Annotated in this window: 3 protein-coding genes and 1 pseudogene; 2 read left to right on the forward strand and 2 right to left on the reverse strand. The window is 63.9% G+C overall.

All coding sequences use genetic code 11. The annotated features are described in order from the left end of the window. On the reverse strand, positions 1 to 649 hold a 649-nt coding region (locus AC16XC_RS04665; protein ID WP_484033481.1), incomplete at its 3' end, for a CoA-binding protein. Positions 650 to 889: 240 nt separating this feature from the next. After that, positions 890 to 1762: a p-hydroxycinnamoyl CoA hydratase/lyase gene (locus AC16XC_RS04670; protein ID WP_484033482.1), complete on the reverse strand. Its 873-nt coding sequence runs from the start codon at positions 1760 to 1762 to the stop codon at positions 890 to 892. A 109-nt stretch (positions 1763 to 1871) separates the two neighbouring features. Between AC16XC_RS04670 and AC16XC_RS04675 the strand changes: the two genes are divergently transcribed. Further along, positions 1872 to 2282, forward strand: a complete 411-nt coding sequence (locus AC16XC_RS04675; RefSeq protein WP_484033483.1) for a MarR family winged helix-turn-helix transcriptional regulator — start codon at positions 1872 to 1874, stop codon at positions 2280 to 2282. A gap of 132 nt (positions 2283 to 2414) precedes the next feature. Beyond that, a pseudogene (acs, locus tag AC16XC_RS04680) lies at positions 2415 to 4382 on the forward strand (acetate--CoA ligase). Positions 4383 to 4421 lie beyond the last annotated feature (39 nt).

The following is a 4421-nucleotide window of genomic DNA, read 5'->3' on the forward strand; positions in this document are numbered from 1 at the left end:
CGTCGTCGACCAGCCATTCGACATAGTCCTCGACGCCCGAAGCGGCTTCGTTGCCGGTCGAAACCGAGGTGCTGACATAGCAGCCGCGCGGGTGGAGCATGGTCGCCAGTACCGCGGCGATCGCGCCCGACTGGCTGGCAATGCCGACCGCCCGCGCACCCTTGGGCGGCGTCATCATGTTGGTTTCGACGAAAGTCAGCGGCACGCGGGTGACGTAATTGGTGCAACCGAGGCAGTTCGGCCCTTCGATCACCATGCCGTATTGCTCGGCAATCTTGCCCAGCTCGAGCTGCTCCTTGAGTCCTTCCTCGCCCGCCTCGGAGAAACCGGCGGCATAGATCACGACCGCGCCGCATCCGCGCTCTGCCAGGTCGCGCGTGGTCTGCAGAACGAAGGGGCGCGGGATCGCCAGCACCGCGCAGTCGACGCCCTCGGGCATATCGTTGACGGTGGGATAGCATTTCAGCCCGGCGATCTCTTCCCGCTTGGGATTGACCGGGTAGATGTCGCCCGCGAATTCGTACTGGACGAGGTTGTTCAAGAGCGTCGCGCCCAGCGCACCAGGGCGATCCGAAGCGCCGACCACGGCGACACTCCTGGGGCGCAGCAAGCGGTCGATCTGCTCATTGGTGAAGCGGCGGGTAGTCATGCATGTCCTCTCCGATTTGCGGGGGTGCGTTGCCAGAATGAAGGGATGGAGTCGAGGTGGAAGCCCTCTCCCGCTCGGGAGTTCGAGGTGGACCCTCCCCCGGACGGTCCAGGAAACACCGAGGCAGTTCCGACCTCGAACCGGTTGGGTGGGGGTATCCTGCGCCAGCGTCGACGCGAAGCCCTGCGGCCTCGCCACCCCACCCCTCAATCCCCTCCCCGCCGGGGAGGGGAAGCAAGATCAGTCGCCCTGGACCTTTGACTTGTCGAAAGCACCAAGGCCGGGCTTGAAGGTCTTCTCGTCGAGGAACTGCCGGGTCGCTTCCTTGCGCGCAGCGAGCCCGCCGAACTGGTTGAGCGCTTCCTGCGCCCGGATCAAATAGTCCTCGGCGTTGTCATAGGTCATCTCGCGCACGCGGCGCACCGCCCACTTGGTCGCGCGCAGCGCCTGGCTGTCCTTCTTCTTGAGAACGTCGGCGACTTCCTGGACCCGCGCCTTGAGCTTGTCGGCGGGAAGCGATTCATTGACCATGCCCTTTTCGGCGGCCTGCCTGCCGGTCAGGTTCTCGCCCATCATTGCGTGATACATCGCGTCGCGGAAGCCCATCAGCTCGGCCGCGACCTTCGAGGCGCCGCCGCCGGGCAGGATCGCCCAGTTGATCTCGGAAAGGCCGAACTGCGCATCGTCCGAGCAATAGGCAAGGTCGCAGGCAAACAGCGGGCCATAGGCGCCGCCGAAGCACCAGCCATTGATCATGCCGATGGTCGGCTTCTCGTACCAGCGCAGGCGTTCCCACCACGAATAGGCTTCGCGCTGGTTGCGGCGCACCGCATGCAGGCCTTCCTGTTCGGCCATGCGGAAATATTCGAGCAGGTCCATGCCCGCCGACCAGGAGGATCCTTCACCGGTCAGGACCAGCACCTGCACGTCGTCGCGGAATTCGAGCTGCTCGAGAACGCGCAGCATCTGCCGGTTGAGCTTGGGGCTCATGCAATTGCGCTTGTCGGGACGGTTGAAATAGACCCAGGCAACCCCGTCTTCAATTTCGTAGCGGACGGTTTCCTCCTCGGGACGCGGATCGGGCTTTGACGGACCTTTCGAACTTTGGGCCATGGCGGCTCTCCTCAAAACGACTCGCCGGTGTCAGCGATATTGTTATTGCTAATAACGATATAGATTGCTATGTGCAACAACAATCATCGACAATTGGTGATCGAGACCGATGCACGATCCGCTTGCAAATTCCCCCGGCTATTCGCTGCGCCGCGCTTCCAACGCGATGATGGCCGAGCTTGCCCAGCGGCTCGCCGAGTTCGACCTGCGAACGACCGAAGCGAGCGTGCTGATGGTGATCGCCGACAATCCCGAACTGACGGCGAGCGCGGTCGGTCGCCTGCTCGATATCCAGCGGGCCAACATGGTTCCGCTCTTGAAGCGGCTCGAGGACGCGGGCCTGATCGAACGCACGCCGATCGACGGGAAGTCGCAGGGGCTGAGCCTCACGGATGCCGGACGGGAAACGCTGCGCAAGGCCAGGCAAGCGATCGAGACATTCGAGGCGGACCTGATTGCACGAGTACCTGCCGAACATCGCGCGCACCTGCTTCCGGCCCTCGACGCACTCTGGCGCTGACGTCCCGAGTCCCCGCGAAGGCGGGGACCTCACTCCTGAGGCTCCTGCCTTCGCAGGAGCTCATTGAAGGACGCTTGCGGGCATTCGAACCAGCCCTTAGGCAATCGGCGAACGAATTTTCGGGAGTGAGTAATGCACGAGGTGTCGCAACACCCGGTAACGGCCGAATGGGCCGAAAAAGCCATCATCAATGCCGCGCGATACGAGGCGAAATATCGCGCTTCGGTGGAGGACCCCGACGGCTTCTGGCGCGAGGAGGCCAGGCGGATCGACTGGATCAGGCCCTTCACCAAGGTGAAGGACACCAGCTTCGATGCCGATGACTTCCACATAAGCTGGTTCGAGGACGGAACGCTCAACCTTTCGGCCAATTGCCTCGACCGGCATCTTGCAACCCGCGGCGACGAGACCGCGATCCTGTGGGAGCCCGACGATCCCGCCAATCCGACCCGTTCGCTGACCTATCGCGAATTGCACGCGGCGACCTGCCGCTTTGCCAATGCGCTCAAGGCCAATGGCGTCAAGCGCGGCGACCGGGTGACGATCTACCTGCCGATGGTGCCCGAAGCCGCGATCGCCATGCTCGCCTGCGCGCGGATCGGCGCGGTCCATTCGATCGTCTTCGCTGGGTTTTCGCCCGATGCGCTCGCCGGGAGGATCGAGGATTGCGCATCGGACATCGTCCTCACTGCCGACGAAGGGCTGCGCGGCGGCCGCAAGGTGCCGCTGAAAGCCAATGTCGATGCCGCGTTGGAAAAGTCCCCGGTCAGCCGGGTGATCATGCTGCGCCATACCGGAGCCGACGTGCCGATGGTGGCGGGCCGCGATATCGACTGGGCCGATGCCGTGGCCGGCCAGTCCGCCGATTGCCCGCCTGAGGAAATGGGAGCCGAAGACCCGCTGTTCATCCTCTACACCTCGGGCTCGACCGGCAAGCCCAAGGGCGTGCTCCACACCACCGGCGGCTATGCGGTGTGGGTCTCGATGACCCACGAATACACGTTCGATTACCGGCCCCATGACGACGGGAGCAACCAGATCTACTGGTGCGCGGCCGATATCGGCTGGGTCACCGGGCATAGCTACGTCGTCTACGGCCCGCTGATGAACGGCGGCACCACGCTGATGTTCGAGGGCGTGCCCAATTACCCAGATTTCAGCCGCTTCTGGCAGGTGGTCGACAAATACCGGGTCGAGATCTTCTATGCGGCACCCACCGCGCTGCGCGCGCTTATGCGCGAAGGCAACGAATGGGTGAAGAAGACCAGCCGCAAGAGCCTCAAGGTGCTCGGTACGGTCGGCGAGCCGATCAATCCCGAGGCGTGGGAATGGTATTACCAGGAGGTCGGCGAGCGGCGCTGCCCGATCGTCGATACCTGGTGGCAGACCGAGACCGGCGGCCACATGATCACCCCGCTGCCCGGCGCCACCGCGCTCAAGCCCGGCAGTGCGACCAGGCCGATGTTCGGCGTGAAGCCGGCGCTGGTCGATCCTGCCAACGGACATTTGCTCGAAGGCGCGGCCGAAGGCGCGCTCGTCATCACCGACAGCTGGCCGGGCCAGATGCGCACCGTCTATGGCGACCATGAGCGCTTCTTCCAGACCTATTTCAGCCAGTATCCGGGATACTACTTCACCGGCGACGGCTGCCGCCGCGACGCGGACGGATACTACTGGATCACCGGCCGGATCGACGACGTGATCAACGTTTCGGGCCACCGCATGGGCACCGCCGAGGTCGAAAGCGCGCTGGTGTCGCACGACGATGTCGCCGAGGCGGCGGTGGTCGGCATGCCGCACGAGATCAAGGGCCAGGGCATCTACGCCTTTGTCACCCCGATGGAAGGCGTCGAACCGACCGAAGAACTGCGCAAGGAACTGGTCCAATGGGTGCGCAAGGAAATCGGCCCGATCGCCACCCCCGACGTGATCCAGTTCGCCCCGGCCCTGCCCAAGACGCGGAGCGGCAAGATCATGCGGCGGATCTTGCGCTAGATTGCCGAGAACGACACCGGAAACCTTGGTGTCACCTCGACGCTGGCCGATCCAAGCGTGGTCGACGACCTCCTCGCCAACAGCCCGCATGCGAAGGGAGCTTGATCGCCATGATCACCATCTATCATATCCCCAATTCGCGCT

This window comes from Candidatus Andeanibacterium sp. (genome assembly GCF_057143545.1).

Excerpts from the sequence above, each read along its gene's own strand:
- AC16XC_RS04670 (WP_484033482.1), bottom strand. The coding sequence starts at position 1,762 with ATGGCCCAAAGTTCGAAAGGTCCGTCAAAGCCCGATCCGCGTCCCGAG.
- AC16XC_RS04675 (WP_484033483.1), top strand. The coding sequence starts at position 1,872 with ATGCACGATCCGCTTGCAAATTCCCCCGGCTATTCGCTGCGCCGCGCT.